The organism is Phenylobacterium sp. LjRoot219, assembly GCF_964252995.1.
Taxonomy (GTDB): Bacteria; Pseudomonadota; Alphaproteobacteria; order Caulobacterales; family Caulobacteraceae; genus Phenylobacterium.
This window is the reverse complement of sequence record NZ_CAXUQI020000003.1, coordinates 92538-119479: the sequence shown is the minus strand read 5'-3', so window position 1 is coordinate 119479 and position 26942 is coordinate 92538. Positions and strand designations below refer to the sequence as shown.

Annotated in this window: 27 protein-coding genes; 12 read left to right on the top strand and 15 right to left on the bottom strand. The window is 66.7% G+C overall.

The features are described 5' to 3' along the window. Positions 1-147: 147 nt before the first annotated feature. The 5 genes from ACSQ14_RS25400 to pflA all read left to right on the top strand — a co-directional run bounded on the left by ACSQ14_RS25400 (position 148) and on the right by pflA (position 7116). The gene (locus ACSQ14_RS25400) at positions 148-798 is read left to right on the top strand and encodes a response regulator (protein WP_436017848.1); all 651 of its coding nucleotides are present in this window, start codon (positions 148-150) and stop codon (positions 796-798) included. A gap of 299 nt (positions 799-1097) precedes the next feature. Then, complete coding sequence (locus tag ACSQ14_RS25395; RefSeq protein WP_436017846.1) at positions 1098-2690, top strand: L-serine ammonia-lyase; 1593 nt, start codon at positions 1098-1100, stop codon at positions 2688-2690. Positions 2691-2699: 9 nt separating this feature from the next. Then, positions 2700-3971 carry an MFS transporter gene (locus ACSQ14_RS25390; RefSeq protein ID WP_436017844.1) on the top strand — a complete coding sequence of 424 codons (1272 nt, stop codon included), beginning with the start codon at positions 2700-2702 and terminating at the stop codon, positions 3969-3971. 33 nt (positions 3972-4004) lie between these two features. Next, positions 4005-6266 (top strand): formate C-acetyltransferase, encoded by a 2262-nt coding sequence (gene pflB, locus ACSQ14_RS25385; protein WP_436017842.1) that lies wholly within the window; start codon positions 4005-4007, stop codon positions 6264-6266. 1 nt (position 6267) lies between these two features. After that, positions 6268-7116, top strand: a complete 849-nt coding sequence (pflA, locus tag ACSQ14_RS25380) for a pyruvate formate-lyase-activating protein (protein WP_436017840.1) — start codon at positions 6268-6270, stop codon at positions 7114-7116. A 325-nt stretch (positions 7117-7441) separates the two neighbouring features. Here the strand turns inward: pflA and ACSQ14_RS25375 are convergent, their stop codons facing one another. Further along, positions 7442-7948, bottom strand: a complete 507-nt coding sequence (locus tag ACSQ14_RS25375) for a DUF1993 domain-containing protein (RefSeq protein WP_436017838.1) — start codon at positions 7946-7948, stop codon at positions 7442-7444. Between the two features lie 196 nt (positions 7949-8144). Beyond that, positions 8145-8927 carry a hypothetical protein gene (locus tag ACSQ14_RS25370; RefSeq protein ID WP_436017836.1) on the bottom strand — a complete coding sequence of 261 codons (783 nt, stop codon included), beginning with the start codon at positions 8925-8927 and terminating at the stop codon, positions 8145-8147. 283 nt (positions 8928-9210) lie between these two features. Here ACSQ14_RS25370 and ACSQ14_RS25365 point away from each other — a divergent pair, with 283 nt between their 5' ends. The 7 genes from ACSQ14_RS25365 (at position 9211) to ACSQ14_RS25335 (ending at position 14560) form a co-directional block, all read left to right on the top strand. Beyond that, positions 9211-9660, top strand: a complete 450-nt coding sequence (locus ACSQ14_RS25365; RefSeq protein WP_436017834.1) for a hypothetical protein — start codon at positions 9211-9213, stop codon at positions 9658-9660. Positions 9661-10264: 604 nt separating this feature from the next. After that, a complete protein-coding gene (locus tag ACSQ14_RS25360) occupies positions 10265-11137 on the top strand; it encodes a hypothetical protein (protein ID WP_436017833.1) in 873 nt (290 codons plus the stop codon). Between the two features lie 258 nt (positions 11138-11395). After that, complete coding sequence (locus ACSQ14_RS25355) at positions 11396-11638, top strand: hypothetical protein (protein ID WP_436017832.1); 243 nt, start codon at positions 11396-11398, stop codon at positions 11636-11638. A gap of 290 nt (positions 11639-11928) precedes the next feature. After that, positions 11929-12948 (top strand): N-acetyltransferase family protein, encoded by a 1020-nt coding sequence (locus tag ACSQ14_RS25350; RefSeq protein ID WP_436017831.1) that lies wholly within the window; start codon positions 11929-11931, stop codon positions 12946-12948. Beyond that, positions 12926-13345, top strand: a complete 420-nt coding sequence (locus ACSQ14_RS25345; RefSeq protein WP_436017829.1) for an ASCH domain-containing protein — start codon at positions 12926-12928, stop codon at positions 13343-13345. Before ACSQ14_RS25350 ends, ACSQ14_RS25345 begins: the two co-directional genes overlap by 23 nt. 4 nt (positions 13346-13349) lie before the next feature. After that, positions 13350-13931, top strand: a complete 582-nt coding sequence (locus tag ACSQ14_RS25340) for an ATP-binding protein (protein WP_436017827.1) — start codon at positions 13350-13352, stop codon at positions 13929-13931. Between the two features lie 176 nt (positions 13932-14107). Then, positions 14108-14560, top strand: a complete 453-nt coding sequence (locus tag ACSQ14_RS25335; RefSeq protein ID WP_436017825.1) for an NUDIX hydrolase — start codon at positions 14108-14110, stop codon at positions 14558-14560. On the opposite strand, the gene ACSQ14_RS25330 is transcribed toward ACSQ14_RS25335, so the two are convergent. The 13 genes from ACSQ14_RS25330 to ACSQ14_RS25270 form a co-directional block, all read right to left on the bottom strand. Then, positions 14508-15062, bottom strand: a complete 555-nt coding sequence (locus ACSQ14_RS25330) for an AAA family ATPase (protein WP_436017823.1) — start codon at positions 15060-15062, stop codon at positions 14508-14510. The genes ACSQ14_RS25335 and ACSQ14_RS25330 overlap by 53 nt on opposite strands. Before the next feature lie 7 nt (positions 15063-15069). Beyond that, the gene (locus tag ACSQ14_RS25325) at positions 15070-15405 is read right to left on the bottom strand and encodes an ASCH/PUA domain-containing protein (RefSeq protein ID WP_436017821.1); all 336 of its coding nucleotides are present in this window, start codon (positions 15403-15405) and stop codon (positions 15070-15072) included. A gap of 38 nt (positions 15406-15443) precedes the next feature. Then, positions 15444-17570 (bottom strand): hypothetical protein, encoded by a 2127-nt coding sequence (locus tag ACSQ14_RS25320; protein ID WP_436017819.1) that lies wholly within the window; start codon positions 17568-17570, stop codon positions 15444-15446. After that, positions 17567-17752 carry a hypothetical protein gene (locus tag ACSQ14_RS25315; protein WP_436017817.1) on the bottom strand — a complete coding sequence of 62 codons (186 nt, stop codon included), beginning with the start codon at positions 17750-17752 and terminating at the stop codon, positions 17567-17569. Before ACSQ14_RS25315 ends, ACSQ14_RS25320 begins: the two co-directional genes overlap by 4 nt. Before the next feature lie 259 nt (positions 17753-18011). Further along, positions 18012-19058, bottom strand: a complete 1047-nt coding sequence (locus ACSQ14_RS25310; protein ID WP_436017815.1) for a relaxase/mobilization nuclease domain-containing protein — start codon at positions 19056-19058, stop codon at positions 18012-18014. Further along, on the bottom strand, positions 19055-19570 hold the full coding sequence (locus ACSQ14_RS25305; protein WP_436017813.1) for a plasmid mobilization protein: 516 nt from the start codon (positions 19568-19570) through the stop codon (positions 19055-19057). Before ACSQ14_RS25305 ends, ACSQ14_RS25310 begins: the two co-directional genes overlap by 4 nt. Before the next feature lie 221 nt (positions 19571-19791). Next, positions 19792-20052 (bottom strand): hypothetical protein, encoded by a 261-nt coding sequence (locus ACSQ14_RS25300; RefSeq protein ID WP_436017811.1) that lies wholly within the window; start codon positions 20050-20052, stop codon positions 19792-19794. Between the two features lie 280 nt (positions 20053-20332). Further along, on the bottom strand, positions 20333-20752 hold the full coding sequence (gene ssb / locus ACSQ14_RS25295; protein WP_436017809.1) for a single-stranded DNA-binding protein: 420 nt from the start codon (positions 20750-20752) through the stop codon (positions 20333-20335). Positions 20753-21552: 800 nt separating this feature from the next. Beyond that, positions 21553-22476 (bottom strand): DUF2493 domain-containing protein, encoded by a 924-nt coding sequence (locus ACSQ14_RS25290; protein ID WP_436017807.1) that lies wholly within the window; start codon positions 22474-22476, stop codon positions 21553-21555. Positions 22477-22713: 237 nt separating this feature from the next. After that, on the bottom strand, positions 22714-23439 hold the full coding sequence (gene radC / locus ACSQ14_RS25285) for a RadC family protein (protein WP_436017805.1): 726 nt from the start codon (positions 23437-23439) through the stop codon (positions 22714-22716). An 11-nt stretch (positions 23440-23450) separates the two neighbouring features. Beyond that, complete coding sequence (locus ACSQ14_RS25280; protein ID WP_436017803.1) at positions 23451-23942, bottom strand: GcrA family cell cycle regulator; 492 nt, start codon at positions 23940-23942, stop codon at positions 23451-23453. Between the two features lie 160 nt (positions 23943-24102). Next, a complete protein-coding gene (locus ACSQ14_RS25275; protein ID WP_436017800.1) occupies positions 24103-26040 on the bottom strand; it encodes a ParB/RepB/Spo0J family partition protein in 1938 nt (645 codons plus the stop codon). Positions 26041-26100: 60 nt separating this feature from the next. After that, positions 26101-26877 (bottom strand): toprim domain-containing protein, encoded by a 777-nt coding sequence (locus ACSQ14_RS25270; protein WP_436017798.1) that lies wholly within the window; start codon positions 26875-26877, stop codon positions 26101-26103. Positions 26878-26942: the final 65 nt, after the last annotated feature.

Sequence of the window (26942 nt, the reverse complement as noted above, 5' to 3'; positions counted from 1 at the left end):
TTGTGCACGGCATCCTGCGGATCCGAGCGGAGCAAGGCCACGCTGACGAGCGTCGAACGGCCAGGTCACTGCGGGTTTTACCCGATCCCCTGGCAAGTCAGCACCCCAGTATCCTCTCCGAGCTCATCGCACCCAAGGGACCGGAGAATGTTGCGTATCTTGGTCGTAGACGACCATCCAATCGTCAGAGTGGGCATCCGGAATTTGATCGGGACGCGCAGCGAATGGGCGGTCTGCGGCGAAGCTGATGACGGGGTTGCGGGACTTGAAGCAGCCTTGAACAACGCGCCGGACATTGTCGTCTTGGAGGTCGGCCTTCCACTTCTCAACGGCATCGCCGTCACGCGGCAGCTCAAGCGGCAGCGCCCGGAGACAAGCGTGCTCATGTTCACCGCGTACGAGGACGACGAAAGCATCAACGCTGGGCTGGCGGCGGGGGCGCGCGGGTTTGTGCTCAAATCCGACACCGCAGACGATTTGGAGCCGGCAATTTCAGCACTCGGCGCCGGCCGAACCTACTTTTCAGCGCGAGTTACCGAACTCCTGATGGACGCCATGCAACGCCCGCGCGCCCGCTCGCCATTAGAGCAATTCACGCCGCGGGAACTTCAGGTGGCGCAACTGATGGCGGAGTCGTGCTCAAATAAGCAGATCTCACGAGCGTTAGGAATAACGCTGAAAACGGTTGAGACGCACCGATCGTCTTTAATGAATAAGTCAGGATGCCACAGAATTGGAGAGTTTACTAGATTTGCTTGCAGATATAAGCTTATCTCGGCCCGACGCTCTTCCATATAGTCACTTGTATTGAATATCAGCAGCGGCGGTAGAATTGGAATCGATAGAGGCGTCGACGCCACCTATTGCAGGGCCTCAGCACTTGCGGTCGACCCGGGCGGCTTGGGTCATCCCGATCGACGAGGAGCGCATGGTGGCGCGCCACACCAAGGCCGTTCTGGGTCTCGTCGACGCCGGACCAGGCCCCCCTGAGCGCTTCGCAGCCAAGCTCGGGGTTCCACCCGATAACCGCGTTTTCGCTACAGGCGTACGATCGCCGCATAGATCGGAAGCCGAGACTTCCGACGGGAGGAAACGCCATGGCTGCCGACAGCATTTCGGGGCCCACTCCGTTCGTCCCCACGCTTGATCTGACTGAACCGCCCTTCGGTTCCGACCGCCGCGCCTTCATGATGCGCAGCGCCCTGGCCGTGGCGATCGCCGCCCTCACCGGCCGGCCGATCGCCGCATTCGCCCAGGTTCCCGCCACGTCGCCGCAGCCGGTCAAGCTGGATCCCAGCCTCGACGTGGTGAAGAAGTCCAAGGGCCCGATCGTCACCACGGTGGACGAATTCTACAAGGTCGGCCCCGGTCCGTCGTCGTCGCACACGATCGGACCGATGCGGATCACCTACGACTTCTACCAGCGCTGCACCAAGCTGCCGGCGGCGGAACGCGACCAGGCGACGGCGCTGAAGGTCAACCTGTTCGGCAGCCTCAGCGCCACCGGCAAGGGCCACGGGACCGAGCGGGCCTCGCTGGCCGGCATCGTCGGCAAGGAGCCGGCGACCGTGGATCCGGCCTTCCTCGACGGGCTTGCCACCGATCCCAATCAGGTCTTCCCGGTGAAGCTCGGCGCCAAGCCGTTCGACGTTTCGTTGAAGGACGTCGTCTACGACGCGCCGAAGGGCGATTTCCCGCATCCCAACACCATGACCTGCAAGCTGATGGCCGGCGACAAGGTGCTGCTGGAGCAGGAGTACTATTCGGTCGGCGGCGGCTTCATCGAGTGGAAGGGCTACGTCGCGCCGAAGAAGGGCGCGCCGAAGTACCCGTACCAGACCATGGCGGAGGTCATCGCGCACTGCAGCAAGAACAACCTGTCGCTGGCGCAGCTGGCCATGGCCAACGAGGTGTCCGTCTCCGGCAAATCCGAGGCCGAGGTGAACGCCTATCTCGACAAGATCCTGGCGGCGATGAACGCCACGGTGAAGACCGGCCTCGCCGCGCCGACCTCGACCCTTCCCGGCCCGATCAAGCTGAAGACCAAGGCCAACGACATCCACAAGAAGGCGCTGACCCAGGAGGGCGAGGCGCGCCGGGCGGTCGGCCTGGTGTCCGCCTATGCGCTGGCGGGCTCGGAGGAGAACGCCCGCGGCCACCTGGTGATCACCGCGCCGACCGGCGGCTCGGCCGGGGTGATGCCGGCGGTGATCTACTCGCTGGGCGAAGGCGGCGCGAAGCTGTCCGACGCCAAGCTGCGCGAGGGCCTGCTGGCAGGCGCCGTCGTCGGCTACCTGTGCAAGCACAACGCGACCCTCTCGGCCGCCGAGGGCGGCTGCCAGGCCGAGATCGGCGTCGCCTCGGCGATGGGCGCAGCCTGCATCGCCCAGGCCTATGGCGACAGCCCGCAGGTGGCGGCGAACGGCGCGGAAGGCGCGCTGGAACACCACCTCGGCATGACCTGCGATCCCGTCGCCGGCTTCGTGCAGATCCCCTGCATCGAACGCTGCGCGTTCGGCGCGGTGAAGGCCTGGACCGGCTACCTGATCGCCAAGAACGAGATCCCGGCCAATCGGCGGCTGGATCTGGACACGACGATCAACGCCCTGGCGCTGACCGCCAAGGAAATGAACTCGAAGTACAAGGAGACCTCGGAAGGCGGCCTCGCGGTCTCAGTCACCCTCTGCTGAGGACGACCGATGGCGCAGCCCGACGACAAGTCGAACGGCGCGCGTCGCGCGGTCACCGTGGCGTGGCTGATCACCTCGATCTACTACTTCTACCAGTACGTAATGCGCTCGGCTCCGTCGGTGATGATGCCGGAGCTGAGCGCCGCCCTGGGTCTGAGCGCCGTCGGCCTCACCTCGCTGCTGGGCCTTTTCTATTACGGCTATGCGCCCTTCAGCCTGGTCGCCGGCGTCGCCATGGACCAGCTCGGACCGCGCCGCGCCGTGCCGCTGGGCGCAGCCGTGGTGGCGATCGGCGCCTTCCTGTTCGCCACCGGCGACCCGACGCTCGCCAGCATCGGCCGTTTCCTGCAGGGCGCCGGCGGGGTGTTCGCCCTGATCGGCGCCGCCTATCTCGCCACCACCAACTTCCCGGCCTCGATGGCCGCGACGCTCATCGGCATCACCCAGATGTTCGGCATGGCCGGCGGCTCGGCCGGACAGTTCCTGGTCGGTCCGGCGATCAGCGGCGGACTCGGCTGGAGCCAGTTCTGGGTGATCATGGGCGTGGTCGGGCTGGTGATCGCCGGCCTGCTGCCTGTCTTGCTGCCCCGCTCGCCCGCCCAGCCCGCGCCTCGCGCGCAGGCCAACTGGGCTCGCTCGGCGGCGGTGGCGATCGGAGCCGTGTTCCGCAATCCGCAGTCGATCCTTTGCGGGCTGATCTCCGGCCTGCTGTTCATCCCGACCACCATCTTCGACATGGTCTGGGGCGTGCGGTTCCTGCAGGAGGCGCACGACATGCCCTATGGCCTCGCGGTGCTGCGTTCGGCCTCGGTGCCGTTCGGCTGGATCATCGGCTGCCCGCTGTTCGGCGTCATCTCCGACCGGCTGGGCCGTCGAAAGCCGGTGATCATCGCTGGCGCGGCGCTCCTGCTCGTCTGCCTCGTGCTGATCCTCTACGGACCGGCCGGCATGTTCCCGCCCTACACCCTGGGCCTGGTCGCCGGGATCGCCTCCGGGGCGGCCATGCTGCCCTACACGGTGATCAAGGAGGCCAACCGCCCGGAGCACAGCGGCACCGCGACCGGCGTCGTCAACTTCATCAACTTCTCCTTCTCGGCCCTGCTGGGCCCCGTGTTCAGCGGCCTGCTGACCCGGGTGAGCGCGGGCGGCGAGCGGGAGCTCATCCACTATCAGGCGGCCTTCCAGCCGCTGGTCTACGGGGTCGCCCTGGCGATCCTGCTGACCTTCTTCCTGCGTGAGACCGGCCGCGCCGCGCGCCCGGCCCCAGCGCTCGCAGCCTGAGCACGACTTGGCCTTCCCCCAACGGAGGACAGGATGACGACCGAAACGCTCGCAGCCCCCCAGACGCGCCAGCCAGGCGACGCCTGGTCAGGGTTCCGTCCCGGCCTGTGGAATAAGGAAATCGACGTCCGCGACTTCATTCAGCAGAACGTCGAGCCCTACTACGGCGACGAGGCCTTCCTGAGCGGCCCCACGCCGCGGACCCAGGCGATCTGGGCGAAGCTCGAGGCGCTGTTCGTCGAGGAGCGAAAGAAGAGCGTTCTCGACGTCTCGCAAATCCCCAGCTCGATCACCGCGCACGCCGCCGGCTACATCGACCAGGCCAACGAGATCATCGTCGGCCTGCAGACCGAGGCGCCGCTCAAGCGCGCGATCATGCCGAACGGCGGCTTCCGCCTGGTGCTGACGGCGCTGAAGACCTACGGATACGAGCCCGATGCGGCGGTGGTCGAGACCTTCACCAAGTATCGCAAGACCCACAATGACGCGGTGTTCGACGCCTACACGGCCGACATCCGCCGCTGCCGCAGTTCACACGTGCTGACGGGACTGCCCGACGCCTACGGTCGCGGCCGCATCATCGGCGACTACCGGCGGGTCGCGCTCTACGGAGTCGACCGGTTGATCGCGCGCAAAGCGGCGGAGAAGGCCGCGCTGGACGACGAATGGTCCTCCGAAGACATCATCCGCGACCGCGAGGAACTGGCCGAGCAGCTCCGTGCGCTCGACGAGCTGAAGGAGATGGCCGCGAAGTACGGCTTCGACATCTCGGGCCCGGCGAAGACCGCCCGGGAGGCCGTGCAGTGGCTATACTTCGGCTATCTGGCGGGGGTGAAGGAGCAGAACGGCGCGGCCATGTCGCTGGGCCGCACCTCGACATTCCTCGACATCTACTTCGAGCGTGACCTCGTGGACGGCCGGCTCACTGAGGAGCAGGCTCAGGAGATCATCGACGACTTCGTCATCAAGCTGCGGATCGTCCGCTTCCTGCGCACGCCAGAGTACGATGACCTGTTCGCCGGCGACCCCACCTGGGTCACTGAATCCATCGCCGGCATGGGAGACGACGGTCGGCCCCTGGTCACCAAGACCAGCTTCCGGTTCCTGCAGACCCTCTACAATCTCGGCCCCGCGCCGGAGCCGAACCTGACCATCTGGTACTCGCCGAGGCTGCCGGAGCCGTTCCGGCGCTTCGCGGCCAAGGTCGCGATCGACACCAGCTCGCTGCAGTTCGAGAGCGACGAGACCATGCGCCGGGCCTGGGGCGACGACGGGGCGATCGCCTGCTGCGTCTCCCCCATGCTGATGGGCAAGCAGATGCAGTTCTTCGGCGCCCGGGCCAACCTCGCCAAGTGTCTGCTGTACGCGATCAACGGCGGCCGCGACGAGGTCTCCGGCGAGCAGATCGCGCCGGCGTCTCCCCCTGTTGAGGGCGACTATCTCGAGTTCGACGACGTGCTCGAGAAGTTCGAGCGGACGATGGACTGGCTGGCCGGCGTCTACGTCAGCGCCATGAACGTCATCCACTACATGCACGACAAGTACGCCTACGAGCGGATCGAGATGGCGCTCCACGACTATGCGCCGTTCCGGACGATGGCGTTCGGCATCGCCGGCATGTCGGTGGTCTCCGACAGCCTCTCGGCGATCAAGCATGCGAAAGTGAAGGTGGTCCGCGACCACACCGGCCTGATCGTCGACTACGAGACCGAGGGCGAATTCCCGACCTTCGGCAACAATGACAACCGCGTGGACCAGCTGGCCACCTGGCTGGTCTCGACCTTCATGCGCAAGCTGCGCAAGTACCCCACCTACCGCAACGCCCAGCACACCCAGTCGGTGCTGACGATCACCTCCAACGTCGTCTACGGCAAGGCGACCGGGAACACGCCGGACGGCCGCCGGCGCGGCGAGCCGTTCGCGCCGGGCGCCAATCCGATGCATGGGCGCGACAGTCACGGGATCCACGCCTCGGCCGCTTCGGTGGCCAAGATCCCCTATCGCGACGCCGCCGACGGCATCTCGCTGACCTCGACCCTGGTGCCCGGCGGACTCGGCCGCACCGCCGAGGAGCGGGTGACCAACCTGACCGCGATCCTCGACGCCTTCTTCGGCTCGACCGGCTACCACATGAACGTCAACGTCCTGAACCGCGAGACGCTGATCGACGCCATGGATCATCCGGAGAAGTACCCGAGCCTCACCATCCGGGTCTCGGGCTACGCGGTGAACTTCGTCCGGCTCACGCGCGACCAGCAAATGGACGTCATCAACCGCACGTTCCACGGAGAGTGAGATGGCCGGCCCGTCCGCCGCCGGGGCCCCGTCGCTGGAGGGCAAGAGCCCCTACGAACTCCGCCTGCACCAAAGCGTGGCCGTGCCCGAGCTTGACGTTCGCGCCGCGCTGGCCAGCGGCGACGTGGGCTTCCTCCACTCGTTCACCACCGGGTCGGCCGTCGACGGTCCCGGCATCCGGGTCGTCGCCTGGACCACCTCGTGCATGTTCCGCTGCCGGTTCTGTCACAACCCGGACACCTGGACGCTGGCCAACGGCATGGCGGTGCCGCTCGCCGTCGCGGTCGACGAGCTGCGCAAGTACGCCGCCGGCCTGAAGGTGATGAAGGGCGGCTTCACCCTCTCCGGCGGCGAGCCGCTGATGCAGCATCGCTTCGCCGCCAGGCTGTTTCGCGAAGCCAAGCAGCTCGGGGTCCATACCGCGATCGAGACCAACGGCTTCTATTCCGAGAAGCTCTCGGATGCTGAGCTCGCCGATATCGACCTCGTCATCCTCGACATGAAAGGGTTCACCCCGGCGCAGCACCAGCGGGTCACCGGCGTGGAGGACAACGCCCGAGTGCTCGAGTTCGGCCGCCGGCTGGCGGCGCAGAAGCGCCCCATGTGGCTCCGCTACGTCTTTGTCCCTGGCCTCACCGACGTGGACGCGGAGATGGCCCAGGTGGCCGACTTCGCGGCGTCGCTTGGCGTCGTGGAGCGGGCGGAGATCCTGCCGTTCCACCAGATGGGCCGCTACAAATGGGAGCGGCTGGGATTGGACTACGCCCTGGCTGATACTGCCCCTCCGACGCAGGAGGCGGTGACACACGCCGTGGGAATCTTCCGGGCGGCAGGTTTGCAGGCGCACTAGCGACGGCGAGCGGCCGCGCTCGGAGTCGATAGCGCTGGAGTCGCTCGGCGAGCGCTCGGTAGGCGGCGCGACCTGACGACCGAGAGACGCGACGGCGGCCGCCTTATCGCAACCTGAGCCCGTTCCGACCACCCCTAGTCAGACTTGCGGCCGCCTTGGTGAAGCCTTGCGCCACGACCGGAACTCCCCTCACCTCCAAGATACGAAGGTTCCCGACGCCGATGTCGTACGTACAACACCCCTGCTCACAGGGCAGCGCGCGCCAGGAGCGGACTTGAGGACCGCTCCAGGAACGCGACGCTCCTGGGCGGGCTTCGCCTCAGACCTAAGATGTCGCGAGGTAGTCCTTCTTGCCGAGCTCCACCCCGTTGTGACGCAGGATCGCGTAGGCCGTTGTCAGGTGGAAATAGAAATTCGGCATCGCCTGCAGCAGCAAATAGGGCTGCCCCTTCACCACGCTGGTCTCGCCACGACGCGTGAGCGTGATGTCCCTGTCCGCCGCCCCCTCGAACTGCGACGCTTCGAAGGTGGCGAGAAAGGCCAAGGCGGCCTCAACGCGAGCCGAAAGCTCTGCGAAGGACGTTTCCACATCGTCATAAGAAGGCGGCTCGACACCGGCGAGACGCGCCACCCCGCCCCTAGCGAAGTCCGTTGTGATCTGCACCTGGCGCTGGAATGGGAACATGTCGGGATACAGCCGGGCCTGGAGTAGCGCCGCGGGATCGATCTTGCGCTGCGCGACGTAGGCGTCCGCCTTGGCCAGCGCCTTCAGAAGGCCCTTCAGGCCTTGGGTGAAAACCGGCGCCGAGGCTTGGTACATTGAAAGCGACATTACGACTCCCGTGGGGGATCAAAGGTGGGTCGCTTCTACAGCCCGCGCGAAGTCCTGTCTCAGGATCGTCAGGCGACCGCCGGCGCGCAGGCCGCGAAATTCGAGCCCCGCTAGGTCCGAGCGGCGCCAGAACCGGAAGTCGCGGTGGCTCCCGAATGCGGAACTTGGGAATTCTCTGCGACGGGGCCTCACGGGATTATCCCGCGACTTCCTGCGGTGGCGCTGGCCAGGTCTCGCGCCGGCCGTTTCCCCAGTCCTGCGGCACCTCTACGTGCAGCACCGTGTAGCCTGACCTAACTACGAGCTCGCGCACCGCCTCGACCAGCGCCGGATCGGCGGCGCGCCAGTCGCGGTACTCGGCGAAGGTGTGCAGAGGGCGCGTGCCGAGCGTCGGCCCAAGGTGAATGCTCCCGGTTAAGCCGTCATACTCTTCGAGCAGCTCTACGAAGCGCTCCTGCGCTTCGGCGAAGCTCGCGGCGCGGCTGATCACGCTCGACGGCATGCGGGCGAGCAAGACGCGGAAACGCTGATCGCTGTTGACCTTGCCGACAGGGTGGCCGCTCCAGTCCTTCTCGGCATTGATCGCGATCGCGGCCGTCGCCGCCAATGCGAACGGCTTGTCGAAAGTTGTGCGAGCGAAGACCTCGAGCTCCGCCCAGGCGTCCTCGTCCGGATCCTTGTGCGCGCGGGCAGAGGCGAGCTGCGCCCGTAGATCCGCGACGAGCGCCTGCTGCTCCTTGTATGGCGCGCAGATCAAGTTCCACGCCAACAGCAGCGCGCAGGCGACGAGCAGGTACGCGATCCCAAGCGACGCTGAGGCCCACCATTCCGTCAGCGCGACCGTCATGGCCTGGCCGGATTTGCGGTGCTGGTAGGCGACTGTGGCCGGGCCGCCGAGAAACGAAACGAGGCCGACGAAGACCGATTGCTTCGGGCCGTTCATCACGGCGCGGATGGTGGCGCGAAGGGCTGACTTCAAGTGTCGGAACATCGTGCCAAATGAGCCTGAGTCCTGGGGTCAGCGAAGAGGGCGCAGGTTCGCAAGCCCCGCGCCAGATGCGGAACTTCGACCGCCGCGCCCGAAACGCGAAGTTCACAGCGGCGACCACGACCACGGCAACAGCCCGCGAGACGCGCGGAGACTCTACGATTTGTGAAGATCCTGACGGCAGGATGCACCCCGAGATGAAGCAGGGGGAAATTCGATGCGCGTCTACCTACTCGGCCTTACAGCCGCTCTTGCGCTGGGTGGGTGTGCCTCCGTGAATTCACTGCCCCAATCTGCTGCTCAGGCGAACATCGGTTCTGGGGCCGTCGGCAAAACGGGCTGGTCCGAATATCAGGACGTGATGTTCGTCCGGGGGATCGACCGCGACACTGCGTTCTTAGCTGCAAAAGAGGGCCTTGCCGCTGCGACCTTCACGGTCAAGCGGGGAAGTGCCGGGGAAGGGATGGTAATTGGTTCGCGGGGGATGACTGCATACGACTGGAATGTCGTGGCAGGTGTCTACTTCGCGCCCGAACGGGATGGCTATCTCTTCAAAGTCATCGCCGAGGGCTCCAAAGATGTCGGTTTCTGGGGCGATCACACTTCGGCCAGTTGGCCGCAGGACGTCCTGAGAGGCATCCGTCGTTACATCGCAGAGGAATCCTACATTGGGAATTCGGATCCCGGCGTTTTCCAGGTCCGCTCAAATCCCGCAGCCAACTAAGCCGAGGCCGGCATAGCGATCTGGGCTTCGCTGCAGGTTTCCTGAAGCCGGGGACGAAAGGGGATTCTGTGAGATTGATCGTTCTAGCGGCCACCTGTGCCGCGCCCGTGCTCGCGCATGCGGAGCCGCTGGACCTAGTGTGCAGCGGGACAGCTCTGCACAAGGAAGCGACGCAAACCTACGCCACTGCGACGAACACCTACGGTGATAGCGCTTCGGGTTCAGCGACGACGTTCCGACAGGCGCGCACGACCGAATTGATGCGGATCAGGCTGGACGGCGCGGGAGGTGGAAAGCTTAAGCTGCCCCCTTCCCTCATTCCTCCGATTTAGCATCGGGAAGGAAGGCTGGTGGGACTTCGTCAAACTAGACACGAGCGAAGTGGTCATCAGAGGGCAGATCTCTTTGAACGCGCTCAACAAGCCCAAGATTGTGATCGATCGACAATCCGGCGAGATCGACATGAGAGGCCTTGGGATGTCGTTCCAAGGCACGTGTGAACGCGCGCCCGAGGCAACGGCAGAACGCAAGTTTTAGCTTGGGTCTGTGACACGCGGGCGCTTAGCCGCCGTTGGCGCAGTATGGGGCATCTGGGGGATGGGACATGAACTTCGAATTCCGGGTTGCTGAAGCGGCCGTTGAACAAGCGCAGGGCCTCGCTGCCCGATATGGTCGTAGCTTGCAGGACGCCCCGGACGACACGGATCTCGCGGAGCCGGCCGAGGCCACTCCGGTCCTTCCGACCGCAGTCCACATTGTCTACAAGGGATCGGCTGGCGATAGCGCGAGGGTCGTCACGCTTCTCAGCGCCTGGCGGACTGACGAATTCGTCTACTTCAGGGGTCGGTGCCACCTTCGGCGCGCCGTCCGGACCTTCCGCGCTGATAAAGTGCTCGAGCTCATCTGCCTTGTGACGGGTGAGGCGCCCGACGATGCTGCCCGCTGGATCGCGCACCACGCGCTGTTCGAAGGCGAACGAACAGCCGACTACACGCCTCGCGCGTTGCAGAACTGCCGCGATGAACTCGCCCTCATGGCTTTTGTGGGCGCGTCGGACGGCGTGTTTGACGACGACGAGGTCGAGGTCGCCATCGACTACGTCATGATGTCTACGGAGCGAGAAATCGACCGCGACCGCGCTGCCGCCTACATCCGTCGGCTTTCGCCATCGATCGCAGACCTCGGCGATCATCTGGGGGCGCTCAGCCGACACCCGGAACGCTGGCCTACGCTCACGCGCGCCATGCGGCGCCTTGTCGACGCAGATCGGGTGATGGCAGTCGAAGAGCAGACCGCCTGGGCCGAAATTGACTCTCGCTATCAGGCAGAAATTGACGCGCGTGCGGCGGAAGCCCTGCCGGATCTCGAAGAGCTTATTGCGGGAGGCTCGATCGCAGTCCGGTTCGAGCTGGGAAGGCCGGAAGTTCGAGACATGGTGGCTGCGGCGCTCAAAGGTCGGATTGAGCCCAGCTGCTAAAGGCGTGGACGCCACTAGCGGACTTGAGGAGCGCTTCAGAAATCTATCGTTCGCGGCGGGTACAATTGCCTCGCGCGGGGCGCAGGCCAAGGCTCCCTGACGTGTCCGCGCAGGTCGACGCCTCCCTGGAGGTGGCGATGACATCGTTCAATTGTTGCAGCGGCTTAGCCTCCCGGTTGGCCGGCTAGTGCGCGGCCCTGTGGATAGCGACCACGCCGGCACATGACGAGGCCGTCTTCGAGCGGTACGAGCGTCCACATGACCAACCCCATCGCCACCGTCAGCTTGGAGGGCTCAATTTCCTTCCTCCGGTCCACAAAGCCGGACGCGGAGAGGTGCCAGTGTTGCGTCGGCCCACACATCTTCAGTAGTGCAGTCGAGCTTGAGCGCGGCGTCAGCGTCTCAAAATTCGTGAACGACTTTGCGACGATCAAGCGGGACGGCAAGCCCGTGTTCGAGGGTAAGCGGGTCCGTGTCACCGTGGAGATCATCGAGCCCTGAAGCCGGCTTCACCGTCCAGGTTGCGGCGCCAAGACCGGGAGCAGCAGCATTGGCCAGAGCGCCGGGTACGAACGCCGCGTCCGAGGCGTAGCGACGCGTGGTTCGGCAAAGACCCAACGGCAATCTACGGCACGACGAGTACCCTGACATTGCAGCGGGTTGATGCACGCTAAAGGTGGCGCAGAAAAATCTCGCCACTTCTCGTATAACTCCGTCACCTCTACCATGGATAGGATGCGAGTCGGCGTGACAAGATGCCTAGTGTGATGCGATTGACCCGGTTCCGGGACGTGGATCTGGCCGACCCCTTCTTTGACAGCCTGAAGGCAGCCTACGCCGAGTTTCCGGCCTGGTTCGCCAAGAAGGCGGATGAGCCCGTGTATGTCAGCGAGGGCGCTGCGGGCGTCCTTCAAGGCTTCCTTTACCTAAAGAAGGAAACAGGCGCCGTCACCGACGTAGATCCGCCTTTGCCCCCGGCGGACCGGCTGAAAGTCGGCACGCTTAAGATCGTGGCCCACGGATCGAAGCTCGGCGAACGGTTCATCAAAAAGATCTTCGACAATGCCGTCGAGCAGGGCGTTCAGGAGATTTACGTAACCGTGTTCGAGGAACATGCCGGTCTGATCCGGCTCCTAAAACGGTACGGCTTCAACCAGCACTCGACAAAGACCACGCCAAACGGCACTGAGCTTGTGTTCGTCCGGTCGTTGGTGGCGCTCACTGGCGACATCCGTCGAGACTATCCGCTGATCCACACCAGGGGCCGCAAAAAGCACCTTCTCGCAATCTATCCGGTGTTCCATACGCGGCTCTTCCCGGACTCGATCCTCGACAACGAGAACCCATCGATCGTCCAGGATCTGTCGCAGACCAACTCGATCCATAAGGTCTACATCACCTTCACTCAGGTCGGTAAGCTCAAGCCGGGTGACATCGTGGTCATATACAGGTGCACGGACCACAAGGCTCCGGCGAAGTACCGCTCCGTCGTCACGTCCGTTTGCGTGGTCGAGGAAGTCCGACCTCGGAAGGACTTCTCGAGTTTTGGGGATTTTCTCAAGTACGCTAAGCCTCACAGCGTGTTTACACGAGAGGAGCTTGAGGAAGACTGGTGGAATTCCGACAAACCCTTTAATGTGATCCGCATGACGTACAATGCCGCGTTCGGCAAGCGCACGACTCGCGGCAAGCTGCTCGATGAGCTCGGCAAGAGCCCGCGCGCCTACATCAATTTCTATCCGCTCACCGACACTGAGTTCGACAAGGTGATCGAGATGGGGAGAGTAAATGAAAGTCTTGTTGTCGATTAAGCCCGAGTACGTTGAGCGAATATTTGATGGCACTAAGAGATATGAGTTTCGTCGACGCCCCTACACGAACCGCAACGTGAAAACGGTCGTGGTCTACGCGACGAAGCCCGTCGGCAAAATTGTTGGTGAGTTCGATGTCGACGACATCCTAGGACAGGCGCCGGACGACCTCTGGAGGGAGACCGCGGCGTTGTCGGGCATCTCCCGGGACTTCTTCGACGCCTATTTCGAAGGCCGCGAGGTCGCCTATGCGTTGAAGATAGGCGCGGTGCGCGCCTATGCCGAGCCGATCGCACCGGAAGCGGTGATGGAGAACTTCACCGCACCGCAATCTTATATGTACCTCTCCGATCAGGCACCGGCGGACTGGCGCCCGAGCCAGCCGCAACTTATCTGAGCGCGTGCGCCCAGGACCGACCCTCATCATCTTTGGCATCTCCGGCGTCGGAAAAACGACCGCGGCGCAGGCGATGCTGGACCGTTTTGCCGGGCTCCGCCACTTCCAAGCCAGCAGTCTTTTGAAGGCCGCGCACGCGCAGTCGGGAGAGGAGCTTCGGACCGCCCCCGCCGAGCGCATCGCCGAAAATCAGACGGTCCTTTCGCGAGCGCTCGCGGATGCCCGCAGCGGTTCCCCGGGGGCACCCGCAATCTTGGATGCCCACAGCGTCATCGATAATGATCGCGGTTTGGTCGACTTGCCTCTTCAGACCTTCGCCGCGCTTGAGCCGGACGCCATAGCCTTCCTCCGTGCCGATCCTAACGCGATCGTTGCTCGACGCCTCAGCGACGCACGTCACCGCCCAGCGCGCTCAGCCGCACAACTCGCGGCCTATCAAGACCGCGCGGAAATGGTAGCTGCCGCGCACGCTCGAGCGCTGGGGATTCCATTCCAAGTGGTCGAGGGCGGCGACCATGAGACGCTCGCCAGGTTTCTCGCTGATGCGCTGCATCTAAATACGCCGGAACCGCGGGGCCGCCTCTAAGTCGCGCGTGCTGCCCTTGGGGCCCGTCTGCGGCATCGGGAGCCAAGACGGCATTTGAGGGTTCTCACGGATAAGATGCCGTGGACCCTGGCCATACGCTTGGCCAGGGTTCTTGCAGCGGCCCCGTAAAGTCTAGCTAATGGGCTTGTCCTGCGCGCCGATTCGGGAACCGGCTGATGTCCGCCATCAACGAAATCCAGAAGGTCGGATTGGCGATGGTCGAAGCCGGCAAGCTGCTTGTCGTGCGCAAGAGGGGCACCAAGCTGTTCATCCTCCCCGGGGGCAAGCCAGAAGGCACCGAGGCGGACCTGGACGCCCTCCACCGCGAGCTTATGGAAGAACTTCATTCCCGGCTGGGTCCTACGACTTACGAGGGTGCCTTCGAGGACGTCGCCGCCGAGCGAGCGAATACGCGCGTCGTGGTTCGGCTCTACGTTGGGCAGCTGTTAGACCGTCCGGAACCGGCTTCAGAGATTGAGGAATTCGCCTGGGTTCCGCTGAGCAAGCCCGGTGCGCTACCGCTGGCACCCAGCATCGTGAACAAGATACTTCCGTACCTCTGCGCCCGCGAAAGCGCTAGCGGCCACCGTCGCGCCAGGTCGCAGCGAGGGCGCTCAGATCGGCTTTGAAATCGGCGAGTTCACCGTTGTTGGAAAGCCGATGGTCTGCAGCAGCCAGCACGTCGAGCAGGCGAAACGTCTCACATTCGAGTCGATCGCGGGCGACAAGATCCTCGCGGTCAAGCGGCTTTTCCGGCCGGGACGCCGCCCTCGCGGCCCGCTTTTCGAAGTCGGCCTCGATGGCCAGGATCACGAGACCCCCGCTCAGTTCCCGTCGATAACGATCGGCCTCCTCACGCACGCAGATCGCATCGATAAGCGGCGCTCCGCTGAGCTTGGACTGCCGCAGGCTCTCCAAGGCACGCGCCGCGAAGACGTCAGCCCCCTCACGACGCCGGAGTTCCTCACGGACACGCCGTTCGTTGGCTGGCGTCAGAGTCAGGCCCTGCTGCCTGACAGCCTCATGCACCAAGCGGCCCACATATAGAACGCGGCCGACACCGAGCGCCTCGAGGTGTTCGACCGCCGTCGTTTTGCCCGCCGCGGAGAGACCGGCAACCGCGACGAGCAAGGCCGGCCTAGAGCTCGCCCGGCCGGGCGATGCTGAGGATGCAGTAGTCAGGGTTGAGCGCGCCGTTCGAAAGGGCGCAGGGCTGCTCGGCCGAGGTGACATAGGTCACGTGGACCATTTGGTCACGTCCCGTGTAATCATCGGCGACGGGATCGAATTCGCGCAGCCGAAGGGTATCGCCGACCTGGAAGTCGCGGTCGGAGGCGCGACGCAGGTCGTGCCGCTTTCGTCCCTCGGCGATCGCCTCAAAAAATTGCGGCCAGCACTTCAGCTCATGTTCCTTGGGAGCCCGTTCGCTGGCGCCGACCACCTCGTCACGCGCGGACATCGGTTGAGAGGTCATGGCGTTTCCAGAGCACGGATGTGTGGGGATCGGCAAGCTCATTCGAGGGGCGTGAGATCCGAGTGGTCGAAGTTGAACTGGAAAGGCTGTTTGGTCGCGGGCGGCTCATTCGGCAGGGTTTCGAAGGCTTTAGCCAGGGAGGGACCGAGCGACTCAGCCGCGGCCGCAACGGTTTCGACCCGGGTCAGCTGGACATTCCGGATTCGGTCGTAGGTCTGCGGCGGGGTTTTTTCCAAGCTGCAAACTGCCGTCTGGATGATTCGGCACAGGTGAACGACATCCTCGTCGCCGAGCCAAAAGTCGGCGACCGTGCTGTCGAGGTAGAGCACTCCCGCCACGGGGCTCGGCGTGAAGAAGTTGTCGAGAGGTTGGAGGATGGGGATTGCCAGGACATACCCCACGTCTTTGTTCATCGCCTGAGCTGTTGTGGCACGTTCCAAGCCCTCGGTCGCATCCCGGAGCTCGGGCGGCGAAATGGCCCTTACCGAACGCACCACCCGCCGCGTACGGTAGGCCAAGCCGATCGTCATCGCGGTCGCCTGCAGAGTGCGTCCGGAGCTTGAGCGATTTCGGGGGCCGAGCCCCCGGCCCACGTAGTCGCAAGCCTGCTGCAGGCAAGCGTCTGTGCCGATGCTCACCGACCTGTGCAGCGTCACCCGCAGGCGCCCAGAGTCAGGATGTTTGCCCAACAGAAAACCCGCGACGCTGCCGCAAAGGGTGCGCGCCACGAGAGCTGTCGGCCCCGGCAGATATTCTTTGCGCCAGCTCTTCCGCTGCGCATCGCTGACCTCCTTGAGGTCTGCTTCCTTGCCGTGGAATCCGAAATAGCCGCCCGGCCAGCGGATGTGTACGTCTGGCTGTCTCGGCCGATCCACCTCGAGCTTAATCGGGCTCCAAAGGTCCGTCGAGAGGATGCTACTCACCTGCTTTGCGGCATCCGGCCCATGGCGGCGCACGATCTCGCTGGAGCGGACCCCGATCATCGACGTGAGCTCCTTGTCGACCATCGCCGTCGGGGTGAAGCCGCCGCACCGGTACAAAAGGTAGACCAACAAGGCGTTCTGAAACGATACGCGACTGTGCTCGCCGTTCAGCAGTGACGCGATATCCTTCTTTCTGAGCCTGAGCACGGCGTCGGTGTCGCGGCGCAGGCGCTGACGGAGTGAATCCAAGACGCCACGGAATTCCGTCTCCGCGGTCGCACTGACAGCCGCCAGCGCTTCGAACCGATCGAACAGCGGGATGCCGCGGTTCGCTTCGTACTCGGTTCGCAGTCCATCAATGGCCGCGCGTAGCGCGAGGCGCCGGCCGAATAGCTCGTCAAGAATCCGGTCTTGTCGATACTGGGAGATCCGGACCCGCAAGAGGTCGATTAGGGCGCCGTCGCCACCGCCGGAGATCACCCGCGTGAGCCGCTGGTGGTTGAGGCCGGGCTGGCCGAAGGTCTCGTTGCGCCAGTAGTAGTCTGTTGTGTCGCGCTCGAGTCCGAATCCCACCGTCAGGAAGACGACGTCGAACTCCTCCGAACGCCCCTCTGCATGGGCGTGCGCGTCCGCAGCCGAGTTGCCAGTCTTCGCTTCCCTGCGCTCCCCGACCCACTCAATCTTCAGCGGTTCCCCTGTCGACCCCGCTGATTGGATCTGCAGATGCCGGGTGTTGCAGTAGAGCCGAAGGGTTTCCTCAGACACGTCAGAGTCGTCGAGCAAATTGGCCCAGCTGGCGAGCGTTTGGACGGCCACGTCCGATGCGCGGCCCGCGGTCCAATTCAACACGGGCAGCATCGCTGCGTCGGCTTCGCTCCCCTCGCCCGGCCAGTCGTAGATGCGCGGGTGCAGCCAGCGCGTATCGCTCCCTTGCTGGAGCGGCAGAAGCGTATCACGCTGCTCCAAGATCGTGATCGGCGACGTCACCCCCTTGCTGAGCAGCCCAGCCGCGAGGGTCAGGCCCGCAAACCCGCCTCCGACCACGGCGACGCGTCGCGGCGGTGCCCCGGCTCCCAACAGACCTTCTTCGATCAGGGCATAGGCCAAGTTCAGCGCGCGGATCTGCTGACTCATCACCGTCCCGTTCTTATCGAAACACCCGACGACGTAGAGGTTGGGCGCGGACTTGGTGACGTATTCGTTCAGGATCGCGGCAGGCCCAGGGGATACAGCGGATGTCAAAGCCAGGCTCCCGCCTGTGGCCGGAGGCGCGCAAGCGCGCCGCCATTTTCGTCATAGGTCTTCGCCCCGAAGGGCTTCTCCTCCGGCCCTTTGTTAACGGCCCGCAAGCCGAACTCGCGGGCCAGCAGCCATCCCAACGTGGTCTTGCCACTACCAATCGGGCCGGTGATCTCGTTGCGCAAGGGCTGCTCCGAATGACCGCGCGGTTGCAGAATCGGCCGACAGGTAGCCTCACACGCGGCTCGTGTCACCGCCCGAACACAGGGAGATGTCCTGGCGTCGACGCCAATCTGCGGTTCCTGCGGCGGGTGCCCGCATCGACCCGGGACGAGCCTCACGGCCAGTAGGGGTATGGCGCAGCTTCCGCGGAGCGGACGTTCCCAAGGTCAGCGATGGGGATGTTGCGCACGTTCGATCACGAAGCTGGGCCGGCGCCGGAGGTCACGACCGTCGGCGCGGTGATCCTGGATCCTTGGTGTCAGGGGCGTTCCGACCCGCCCGCGCTCGATCGGTGGCGCGCTGCCTCAGAATCCTGATCGCCTTCACGAGCTGGTTGCGCTGGGTGACCGGCGGCGGCATGGCGGCGACATACGCTCGGACCTGCTCCCCCAGCGCTTGGTCCTTCGCGTCGACCGAACGCATCAGGGCATCTGCCGTGGCCACATAGGCTTCGCGCACAAGGCGCTGCCGCTCGAGAATCCGACGCTCCCATGGTCGCTCGACTTGCGCTCCGTCCACGATCTTCGAGGCGTCTTCGAAAGCCGCCCGGATCACCCGTGGCGGCGGCGCGCCCCCGGCCTCATGGCGCTCGCGCAGCTTTCGCACCGCGATGCGCTCCGCCTTTCGGACGATCCCGCGCGACCTTCGGGGCGTGGCTTCCGCCTCGACGCCGCGATTCCGAAGTTTGCGCGCGAATGTCTGCCGCCATTGTTCAAGGTCCGCTTTCCGTGGGTTGAGCCGCACGCCGTCCTCACCGAGCGATCGGACCGCCAGGTGCACGTGCGGGTGCCCGGCATCGGTGTGCAGCGCGAAGACATAGTCGAAGCGCTCGCCGAAGACCTCCTGCGCGAAGGCGCGGGCGGCGTCACGCGTCCCGACGATGCTGCTGCCCGGCGGCATAGACAGCACGATCGACAGTGACATCGCAGCGTTCTCACGCTTGCGGAAATCCTCGACCGCCCAGTCGGTGGCGAGTTCTTGCACGTCACGGAGGTCGGACAGGAACTCTCCGTCCCGTCCTTCGAGCGGCAGCGCGCCGTCCCGGCTGATGTATTTCAGGTGCGCCTGGAGGTGCGCACCGTCCCGCGTACGCCCCGTGATTTTCACCATCACCTCAGGTGCGCGGGATGCGATCCGCACCAGGCGGGCTTTCGTATCCGCCCCCACTGCCCCGGCAGCCGGCAGAACGCCACGATCGGGAACCCGCCGCGGCCGGGCGACCGGTCGCCAAAGGTCCTCGAACCCACGGACCGTCGCGAAGTCCGTCACGCCTCGCTCTCCCAGAACTCGAGGTTGCCGTCGATCGCTGCACGGACACCCTCAAGCTGCGCGCGGACCTCGCTCTGGAAGCTCTGGATGGCGGCTATGTCCGCGGGCGTAGCGCCGTCCTGCTCAGCCATCTTCCGTGCCAGCTCCCGCAGATTGACGCCGATCCGGCGCAGCTCACGCCGGGTCTCCAGCAAGGCGAGCGCCTGCGCCTCGGAGAACTGCGGCTTCGCGGTAAGCCGGCGCCGCGCGCAGGCGACCAGCCATTCCGTGCGGCGAAGACCGGCCTCAGCAGCGGCTGCATCGAGCGCCGCCAGGTCCTCGTCCTTGAGCCGAAGCGTGACCTTGTTCGATCCGCCGCGCGAGACGCCCGGCCCCTCTCCTTCGCCAGGCGGCGACCTCGTCACGGCCTCCACCATGGCCCGGAGCACCCGCGACTTCCCGCCCCGGGTCGCCGCTACCGCCTCAAACCGGGCGGCCAGCTGATCTGTGACGCGAAAGCCAATGAACGCCATGCCATAAGGCTGGTGTTAAACAACGCTGGCGGCAAGCCTATCCTGCCCTCAACCCAAAATCGCATTCTTCGCGGTCCGCTGTTTGGTCAACCAAACAGATGGGCTGCAGGTCGGCCGGGGTAAGGACCCGCCCTCGCCAGGATGAGCGAGCGAGTCTCAGCCGCCGTAAAGTCGCGTGAGCCCGGCTAGGCGACGCGCAAAAAGAGAGCCTGACGCTCCCCTCAGAATGGTGGAGGTCCGAGGACCTGGTCCGCCGTTCCGGCGTCGAACCACTCGCAGGCGGCCTCCTCCTGGAAACCGGCAAACCCAGCAGCCTGGCCAACGATCTGCGGGACATCTCCGCGAGCCCACCGCGGCATCAGCACCCGATAGTAGCGGTGATAGCCTGCATCTCCCGCGTCGAGGCCCCTGAGGAACGAGCCCCATTCCCGCAGCTGCTCACCGTGGGACAGCTGCATCCAATCGAAATCGAGAGAAGCCATGGCGCGATCTCCGCTCCTGCCGCTCCCGTTGAGCGGCGACGGCTCTTCGCGACAGGCCTGGGCGCCCGTCAGTCACCGGAGCCCTCGACACCGGCGAGGGCGGAGGGAAACGGCGCAGCCGTTGACTTACGGGCTGGCCTGGCACGATGGGGCGACGACGCGCGGCGCCTGCCCCTCCAGCTAGTGCTCCACACGACCCAACCGCGGCGCCGACGTGTGAAGCATGAAAAAACCCCGCCCGGATGACCGGGCGGGGCTCAGCTGAGGCGGCTTCGGCGGCTTAGAAGGGGACCTCGTTGTCGAGGTCCGGCGAATGATCCTCGGCGGCCTGGCCGGTCCCATCGGACTCCGCCGCGTCGCGGCGGCTGGCGAGCTTCTCGATGCGGTGGCCGGCGCCGGTGACGGCGATCTTCGTCGCGCGGCGCGTGGCGCCCTCGGCGTCCTGCCATTCCTCGTTCCGCAGCATGCCGACCACCTGGATCAGGTCTCCCTTGCCGACATATTCCTCGAGAAATTTCACGGTCCCGGGGGCGTAGGTCACCACGCGGTGCCAGGTCGTGCGGGACTTCTTCTCGCCGGAGTCGCGATCCTTCCAGCGCTCCTCGGTCGCGAGGCTGAAGTTCGCGACCCGGTCGCCGCTGTTGAGCGTACGGATCTCCGGGGCGGCGCCAGTGCGGCCGGTGAGGACGACGAGGTTCATGGGACAGTTCCTTCAGGCTCGGCCGGCCAGACCGTTTCTGACCGGCTCGCGGTCATCGCCGCGATCACGGACCGGCACGGACCGAAGCCCTGAGGGCGCGGGGAAAGCCCGCGGCCGCGGAAACCGGCCTGCACGCGCCCGGCCGCAGAGCCGGGAAGGAAGGCCGGAGGGTCCGCGAGAGGCCGCGCCGAGCTGGCGAGGTCGGCTTTCGCCGCGCCCGGCTTCGGTCAGGCACGTGATGGAGAGCGGCGCCCGCGGCCGATCTGAACCGCCGGCCCGAGCCCGCCGGAACAGCACGCCTCGGCCTGCGGCTGCGCCCCGCCACCCCGGACTTCGCCGCGAAGCGCCTCAGCGTCCAGTCAGCCCTGCGCCTATGCGCCGGTCGCGCTCCGGCGACCTCCCGCACGCGCAGCACCTTCGTAGCGATCCGCGCTTCCCGAGTGAGGTTTGGCGCTAACGGCAGGGGCGGGGCCTGCTCTGGCGTGCGGAGATCTTACAAGGGGCGCGACGGCTGGGGGCGCCTCCAGCCGCGCTCCAACACGATCGTCAGACCCGTCCTGCACGAGGCGACACGGGCGGCGAAGTTCAGAGCCTCCAGAGGGCCGGAACGGACGCATCCCATGGCGGGGACAAGGCGGGGCCACCCGCTACGTCGTTCCGGCTGGCGAGAGGGAGCTGCCAGGTCGTTCCGGTGATCAGGCGGATCCGGCCCAGCGCGACGCCTCACGCGACGGGGAGCATACGAGGCGTCGTGAATCGCGGAAAGAGCGGCCGCGACGTCGCGGCCGCCCGCGAGCGGATCAGCCGCCCTTCCGAAGGCTGATGGCGAGATGGCGCACGCCGTCGGCTTCGGCCTTCTGGCCAAGGTTCAGCGCCGGACCAAACGGCCGGGCCTCGCGAGCGCGCGCCGGGTCCAGGCTGCTCGGCAGGGTCAGGGCAAGGACCGGCTCCAGCGCCAGCATCTGATCGTTGGCTTTGAACGGCGCCGCCGCTTCGAAGCGATCGAAGTCGGGCTTGGCGGCGATCAGGTCGACGCCCTTCTGCCGCGCCCACTTCATCGCCAGGCGCTCGGCGCCGTGGAGCCCCGTGGTCGCGAGCTTCATCTGCGGCCATTCGCCCAGCGCCCAGTTCAGCGCGTCGAAGACCCGGCTGGCGTCGGTCGCGGTGTCGGCCTGGGGCGCGCCGCGGAACACCACGACGAAGGCGCCAGGATCGACCGCCGCATGCGCCTTCGCGCGCTTGGCGCGGAGCGCCTCGCGCGCCTCGATCTGCGCCGCAGTGGAGCCGCTACGGCGCGTGCCGCCGCGCCAGGGCGTCCACACCTCCCCGGTGGCCAGGGTGTAGGTCTCGCTGGCGCGGTCGCGGATCAACTCGACGGCCCGTATCGCGGACTCCGCTGCGTGGGCGCGCCGGGTCGCCGCCTGCAGTTCGACGTCGGCCACCTCGGAGCCGTCGAAGTCCCTTGAGAGCCGTTTCACCTCGTCGGCGGCGCGGTCCCAGTCCCGCTGTAACCGCAGCGCGATGGACTGGAAGGCCCCGATCAGGCCCTCGGCAATGGCTGTCAGCTGATCCTCGAGCGCGGTGTCGCCGATGACGTCCAGGGTCTCGGTCATCAGCACCTGGCCGAGTTGCTCAAGCGCGGCGGCTTCCGGGTGATCCCGCTCATCGGCGGCCGCGTGTCGCAGATCGTCGTAGGTGGAGAGGTCGGGCGTGAGATGGGGCATGGGATGGACCTTGGCTGGAGGGCCGGAAAGCTCCGGGAGGCCGGCTCGGCCGCGCCTCGGGACCGCCAGCGCCCCGCCCCAGGACCGGCCGCCGGGGGCCGCGCCAGCGGCTCGCGGGCGACGCTCCGCCAGGAGCGCCCTTGCGGCGGGTTCGGGGGCGGGGCGAGGTCCAGCGAGGGCGCAGGCCGCACGGATCGCGGGCCGGCCCCGGCCGCCAGCCCGCCTGCCCGTGCTCGGCTACATCAACCCCGCGGCGCGGAAGCTCACCACCTGGTCGCCCGCGACCAGGAAATGGTCATGAACCGCCAGGCCCAGCGTCCGGCAGGCCTCCACGACCTGGCGGGTCATCTCCACATCGGCCTTGGAAGGGCTCGGATCCCCGCTCGGGTGGTTGTGCGCCAGGCAACAGCTGGACGCGGCCAGCTCGAGCGCACGACGCGCGACTTCCCGGGGATAGACCGGCGCGTGATCCACGGTGCCTGCGCCCATCAGCTCGTCGGCGATCAGGCCGTTGCGCCGGTCCAGGAACAGCACGCGAAACGACTCCCGGGACTGGCCGCTCAGGCTGATCCGTAAGTAGTCCGCGACCGCCGACCAGGAGCTGAGGATCGATCGCCGGCGCATCGGAAACTCCAGGACTCTTCGGGTAGCGTCCTGCAGCAGCTTCAGCTCCAGCGCGACGGACTCGTCGACCACCTGCAACAGCTCAGGCAGGCTGGCGCCGAGGACGTGCGCGAGCCCGCCGAACCGGACCATGAGACGCTCGGCGAGCGCCGCCGCCCGCCGGGGCGCGGCGCGCGCGACCAGCAGCTGCAGGGTCTCCATCTCGTCCAGCGCCTGCAGCCCGTGCCGGACGGCGCGGCTGCGCAGCTCCCGGGCGGCCACGGCGCAGCCGCTGGCGTCGAAACAAGGGACAGCCTCCTGGAGGCCGGCGCGGCGGCGGCGGGTGGGATGTTGGCTCATGCTCCCCTCCCTCACGCCGGCTGCCGGCGGGATTCCGCCGCGCTATCGCGTTGCGTCGCCGTCCTCGGCGCATGCGCCGCGCGATTGTGTGATGCGCAGTAGGGGCTGCCGGGCCTGGCCGGTCGTCCGCAGAAGCTGAAGTCCGCCGCCTGCGGGTCACCAAGCGGCCACCGGCAGTCGCCACGCCCAAGGCTCCGCAGATTGCGGACCAGGCCATGCTCGACCACGACGGGCTCAGGCGTCTGCGCCGTAGGCCGACCATGGGAGCGCAGCGCCCAGCGTGAAGGGGCTGCGGGCGATCGCTTCGCCGGCCTTTGCTTCGGCGCCGGTCGAACCGCCGCGATCCGCGGACCAGTCAGGCCGAGCCGATGCAGCTTGCCGATCACCGCGCTGCGGCTGACGCCGCCGCCCAGCCGTGCGGCGACCTGGGACGCGCTCAGGCCGTCTATCCAGAGGCGCTTCAGGGTCGCAACCCGATCGTCGGTCCATCCCAAGGATGTCATGGCGGTGCTCCGTTCACGCGCTCCAATCGAGCGCGCCCGACACCGCCCTCCCCTTCCCCTTTCGACCGCTTCGGACGCGGGCGTTTGGTTGACCAAACACCCAGGCCTGCGCTGCACGAGAAGACCCCGCCGGCGTCGCCGACGGGGTCCAGGAGCGCCTTCAGGCGGCGAGATCGGCCTCCGGGGCGTCGCCAGCCTCTTCGGGAGCCGAAGCCGCCTCCTCCGGCGTCCGCCAGCCAACCGCCCGCGGCGCCCACCTCCGTTCCGCCGCAGCCTCCGCAACGAGCTGGACGAGCTCGTCCTTCTTCAGCGTCGTCGCGCGTAGATCCTCCACCTGCATCTCCTCCAACAGGCCGAGCAGTTGCTTGCGCGAATGGACGCGGAGATAGCCGGGGTCCGGGGTCCAGTGCGCCGCTATATCGGCTCCGCAAAGCGCCGCGATCTCCGCCGCCTCCGCCCGCGCCGCGGCTCGGAGACTGGTGGTGCGCGCCTCGCGCAGGTCGAGGCTGATGGCGGTGAGCTCGGCGAGCAGCCCCATCTTCTCGTCTTCGGCCAGGCTTCCGACCCAGGGGATCGGCCGCAGGCCCGAGGCCCTGTAGGCCGCAAGCCGCGCCCCGAGCCTCGCCCGCACCTCCCCGTCGAGCGCAGCGATCGGCGGCCGGCGGCCGCAACTATACGCAGTGGCGGCGACGCTGAGCGCCGCGCCGCCGGCGCCGGCGCGAGCCGACAGCGCCACCTGCTTGAAGAGCTCAGCGACAAGCGCCGTGAGGGCGGCGGCGGGATCATCCGCCAGGTCCCGGATCAGCCCGCGGGTCGCGAGGTCCGTCCGGGTCTCGTGCAGCACGTGGCTCGCGCCCTCGACGTCCACCTCCACGTCCGGGACGGCGATCTCGGACGCCGCGTCGGTGCGCGCCAGCGCCCCCTGATCCGCCGCTCCAGCGTCGTCGGTTTCCGGGGCCGGCGTTGCGAACCAGAAGGCCTGGACCCCGAACTGGCGATCGGGCGCCAGGATGACGGCGCCGATCTCCTGGTGCGTGAGCGCCGCTTGCGCGGCCGCCTTTTCCGCTTCGAACAGCTGCAGCAGGCGGGCCGGCGCGGTCTCGGAGGTCAGACCCTCGGATTCCAGTCCGAGGGCCGCAGCCTCGGCCTCGACGAGCGCCTGCGCGCGAAGCGTCCTGGCCGGCTCGGGAAGGTTCCCGGAATAGACATAGGGCAGGCGCTCGTAGCCCTCCGGAGCGCGGAAACCGCCGTCGCGCCCGAGGTGCGCGGCAAGCCCCTGCGCCTGCAGAGCCGACGCCACAGGCTCGACCCGGGTACGCCAGAGGTCCTGCAGGATTTCCGGATCGAGCAGCCGGTCAGGCATTTCGCCAAACAGGTCCGTCTCCACGCGGCCGCCGGCCGAGGCGTAGCGCTCGAGGCCGACCAGCACGAGACGGGCGTCCTGTGCGTCGACCTTGTCCTGCGAGACGAGCTGCTGCAGCTGGTAGTCGTGGAAGTAGCCGCCGAGCGCGGTCTCCGCGATCTCGCCTTGCGCCTTGCGGTCCGCCAGGCGGGCGAAGAGCCGTACCTGGCGCAGGGTCAGGGAGCCCTGGCGGAACGCCTTCAGCACATTGGGATGAACCGTGGCGAGCTTCTCCAGCCGCCGGATCTCGAGCTCGTCGTAGCCCAGGGCCCTGGCGATCGTCGCCGTGTTCATCTTCAGCTTCCGCAGCTTGCCGATCGCCGCAATCACGTCGGCGGTGTGCACCGGCAGCTGCTCGGTGGCGGTGAGCACCGCTGCGGCCGCCTGCGCTTCCGGGCTCTCGAACAGCTCGCAGCGCACCGGCTGATCCGGGCCGATGGCGCCTTCCGTCATCAGGTCCTCGAGGCAGAAGAAGCGCCGCCGGCCATCGAGCACCATGTACGGGCGCTCTCCGCTCCGGCCGGGCCGCACGCACAGCGGCAGGACGACGCCTGCGGCGCGCACCGTGGCCTTCAGGCCGGCGATCCCCTCGTCCCGGGGCTCCTTGGCCCGCGGGTTCTCGGGCGCGATGCCGAGGTCCTGCAGGGCGACCACGATCGGGCGAGGCTCGGTCTGGACGTGATCTTGGGCGGTCATGGCGAAGTCTCCAGCGCCCGGCAGGGCCCATCCCCGCTCCTGGCGCGCCCTGCCCCGTCCTCACCTTCCCTTTCCTGCAGCCGTCGTCCCGATTGCAGCGTCGTTCCAGTCACCGAAGGGCGAAGGCGGAAGGCGCACCTCGGCGCGTACGCCCGCGCGTCTCAGCCGGGACGCCAGCACCTCGGCGGAAGCCTCGCCGTCGGCGCCGCGATCTGCGGCGATCACCACCCGCCTGACGGTCTCCGGCGCCCACCAGCCGCGCAGATTGCCGGTCGACAGTAGCGCCCAGGCCGGAAGCGCCAGCCGCTCGCTCGCCGACAACGCCGTCACGACCCCCTCCGCCACGAGCAGCTCCGGGCCTGCGGCGTCCAGGCGGACCGCCGAGCCGCGCCCCATCCGTCCGACGGTCTTGCGCGACACCCGTGGCCAACGCGCCCGCATCCCGCCCGCGTCGAGGTAGACGATCTCGATCGCCGTCACGCGACCTGCAGTATCGCGGACGCCGGCCAGCATGGCGGGCTTGGTGAGCGGGCTCGCCGCGTAGACGGCGACCGGCGCCGATCCATGGTGGCGCAAGGCCACGTCTCCAGGCAGCCGCCGCGCCACCTTTCGGATCCGCAGGTAGCTCTCCGAGAGCGTTCCGCCGATCTCGTCGCCGGCGTCCCAAAGCGCGAGGGCCACCGCTTCGCGTTCCCTCTTTGTGAGGTCCGGCTGGGCTGGCGGCCTGGCCACCTGCCGATCACAGGGGAGCCGGCTTTCCTCATCGATCAGGCCGAGTTCGCGCAGACTGGCCAAGGCGTCCCGCCAGTCGGCCCCGCCGAAGGCGTGGGCGATCACTCGCCCTTCGGTCCAGAGCAACGAGATTGAACGATCATGGGCGCTGTGACCGGGCGCCGGGATGT

Excerpts from the sequence above, each read along its gene's own strand:
- ACSQ14_RS25400 (WP_436017848.1), top strand. The coding sequence starts at position 148 with ATGTTGCGTATCTTGGTCGTAGACGACCATCCAATCGTCAGAGTGGGC.
- ACSQ14_RS25395 (WP_436017846.1), top strand. The coding sequence starts at position 1,098 with ATGGCTGCCGACAGCATTTCGGGGCCCACTCCGTTCGTCCCCACGCTT.
- ACSQ14_RS25390 (WP_436017844.1), top strand. The coding sequence starts at position 2,700 with ATGGCGCAGCCCGACGACAAGTCGAACGGCGCGCGTCGCGCGGTCACC.
- pflB (WP_436017842.1), top strand. The coding sequence starts at position 4,005 with ATGACGACCGAAACGCTCGCAGCCCCCCAGACGCGCCAGCCAGGCGAC.
- pflA (WP_436017840.1), top strand. The coding sequence starts at position 6,268 with ATGGCCGGCCCGTCCGCCGCCGGGGCCCCGTCGCTGGAGGGCAAGAGC.
- ACSQ14_RS25375 (WP_436017838.1), bottom strand. The coding sequence starts at position 7,948 with ATGTCGCTTTCAATGTACCAAGCCTCGGCGCCGGTTTTCACCCAAGGC.
- ACSQ14_RS25360 (WP_436017833.1), top strand. The coding sequence starts at position 10,265 with ATGAACTTCGAATTCCGGGTTGCTGAAGCGGCCGTTGAACAAGCGCAG.
- ACSQ14_RS25355 (WP_436017832.1), top strand. The coding sequence starts at position 11,396 with ATGACCAACCCCATCGCCACCGTCAGCTTGGAGGGCTCAATTTCCTTC.
- ACSQ14_RS25345 (WP_436017829.1), top strand. The coding sequence starts at position 12,926 with ATGAAAGTCTTGTTGTCGATTAAGCCCGAGTACGTTGAGCGAATATTT.
- ACSQ14_RS25335 (WP_436017825.1), top strand. The coding sequence starts at position 14,108 with ATGTCCGCCATCAACGAAATCCAGAAGGTCGGATTGGCGATGGTCGAA.
- ACSQ14_RS25325 (WP_436017821.1), bottom strand. The coding sequence starts at position 15,405 with ATGACCTCTCAACCGATGTCCGCGCGTGACGAGGTGGTCGGCGCCAGC.
- ACSQ14_RS25305 (WP_436017813.1), bottom strand. The coding sequence starts at position 19,570 with ATGGCGTTCATTGGCTTTCGCGTCACAGATCAGCTGGCCGCCCGGTTT.
- ACSQ14_RS25300 (WP_436017811.1), bottom strand. The coding sequence starts at position 20,052 with ATGGCTTCTCTCGATTTCGATTGGATGCAGCTGTCCCACGGTGAGCAG.
- ssb (WP_436017809.1), bottom strand. The coding sequence starts at position 20,752 with ATGAACCTCGTCGTCCTCACCGGCCGCACTGGCGCCGCCCCGGAGATC.
- ACSQ14_RS25290 (WP_436017807.1), bottom strand. The coding sequence starts at position 22,476 with ATGCCCCATCTCACGCCCGACCTCTCCACCTACGACGATCTGCGACAC.
- radC (WP_436017805.1), bottom strand. The coding sequence starts at position 23,439 with ATGAGCCAACATCCCACCCGCCGCCGCCGCGCCGGCCTCCAGGAGGCT.
- ACSQ14_RS25280 (WP_436017803.1), bottom strand. The coding sequence starts at position 23,942 with ATGACATCCTTGGGATGGACCGACGATCGGGTTGCGACCCTGAAGCGC.
- ACSQ14_RS25275 (WP_436017800.1), bottom strand. The coding sequence starts at position 26,040 with ATGACCGCCCAAGATCACGTCCAGACCGAGCCTCGCCCGATCGTGGTC.